General features: G+C 64.7%; 2 protein-coding genes. Both read right to left on the reverse strand.

All coding sequences use genetic code 11. From position 1 onward, the window contains the following. The coding region (gene rplD / locus VES88_00995) for a 50S ribosomal protein L4 (GenBank protein HYN80050.1) at positions 1–203 on the reverse strand (203 nt) is incomplete at its 3' end. Between the two features lie 40 nt (positions 204–243). After that, a protein-coding gene (locus VES88_01000) for an IS630 family transposase (protein ID HYN80051.1) occupies positions 244–1373 on the reverse strand; the annotation gives its coding sequence in 2 pieces (ribosomal slippage) (positions 244–947 and positions 947–1373; 1131 coding nt in all). Positions 1374–1776 lie beyond the last annotated feature (403 nt).

The following is a 1776-nucleotide window of genomic DNA, read 5'->3' on the forward strand; positions in this document are numbered from 1 at the left end:
TTCTGGCGGAACATCTTGCGGGTCGAGCCGGCGACCTCGCCTCGGGCGAGCGTCTGGACCGTGCCCTGCCGCTTGTTGGCGTGGTACATCACCAGCGCCTGTTTCAGGAGCGCGTTGCGCACCTCACCGCCGAGCTTTTGCTCGTCGACCTGGAAGGTGTCGATCTTGTCGCCCTTCTGGTTGAAAATCGGGACTTCGATCATCGTTTTGTCCTGTCATTTGTCACTTGTCACTAGTGGACCGTCAGCTTTGAAGCTGCGGGTAAAGACGCCGGAGTTTGATGCGGGCGTCGGTTGTCCGGAACTGCCAGTTGACCTTCACCTTCGCCCGGTTCCGCTCGCCCTCCCACGTCTTTGTCCGCGTCGTTAACGATTCGCGGTCGGGCACGCGCCCGCCGATGCTCTGCTTCTCCAGCACCGCCAGTTCAACTTCGGCCACGTTGAGCCAACTGCCGTGCCTGGGGGTGTACACGATGTCCAGTTTCTCGGTCAGCCGCCGCGCTTCGGCCGGCTCGAACGCCTCGTACAGGCTCGCCGGGCCGTGCGTGTTCAGGTTGTCCATCACCAGCGTGATCTTCTCGGCCCGCTTGCAGTCCACGTCGATGAGCCGTTTGACCTGGTGCGCCCAGTCCAGCCGGGTGCGACGCTCGGTCACGTCCACCCGCCGCCACCCGCGCAGCGGCTCGGCGAACAGGAACACGTTGGCCGTGCCGTTGCGTTCGTACTCGTAGTCGAAGCACTCGGCCCGCCCCCTGCCGCACGGCAGCGGCGTCCGCGTCTCCTTCACCAGTTGCTTGGGTTTCTCGTCCATGCACACCACCGGGCGCTGCGGGTCGTACGGCCGCTTGTACACCTCCAGCACGTTCTCCATCGCGCAGACGAACTCGGCGTTGTGCTCCGGCGGGATGCACCACATCCGCCTCAGGTGCGGCTTGATCTCGTTTTTTTGAGTACCTGCCGCACCGTCTCGTGCGAGGCCGACTCGACGATCCGCAGCTCCACCGCCCGGTCCGCCAGCAGCCGCAGCGACCACCGCGCCCGGCCGTCGGGCGCCTGGCCGCACGCCAGCGCGATCAGCCTCGCCTCCTTCTCGCCGTCGAACTTCGGCTCGACGCTGGGCCGCTCCTGCTTCTTCCGCTCCAGGCAGGCGTCGATCCCCTGCTCCACGCACCGCTTACGCAACTGTTCGACCTGCCCGAGCGACACCCCCAGGCCCTCGGCGATCCGCTCGTCGGCCCACCCCGGCCCGTCCGCGTCGGAGATCAGCAGCATGTTTGCGTGGCGGATCTTGTACGCCGCCGCCTTGCTGGCCCGGACCAGCTGCTGCAACCGATCCCGCTCGTCCTCTTCCAGCCGCACGATGTACTTCTTCATGCCGATCCTCCTTGATCGCGGGCGTCATGCCCAACTCACAGGATCGGCCTTCACCCCCTGAAATCAAGCCTGACGGTCCACTAGCCATTCGTTCAAAGAGACTGCGGAGCGTCGCGCGACGGTCCTCCCGACCTTCAACAAGAAGTGTAAGGTCGGTCCCCAAGACGACGCCGGGTCCGACGCATTCCCAAGCTTCAAAGAACTGCCGCATGGCCGCCCGTCCCTCGTCATCCGTTCCGAGCGAAGCGGCTGGTAGATCGGAGAGCTGGCGGAGGAAGTAGTGACGAAGGAGGAGGATCCGCACGTCCGGCAGATGTACGTGTCGCTCACGGAAAGTGATGAAGTCGTGCCCCATAGCATTCTTCCGGCACCGTCCTCGACCAGTCATCAGTGTCGAGCGACA

The sequence above is a fragment of the Gemmatimonadaceae bacterium genome (assembly GCA_035633115.1).
Lineage (GTDB): Bacteria > Gemmatimonadota > Gemmatimonadetes > Gemmatimonadales > Gemmatimonadaceae > UBA4720.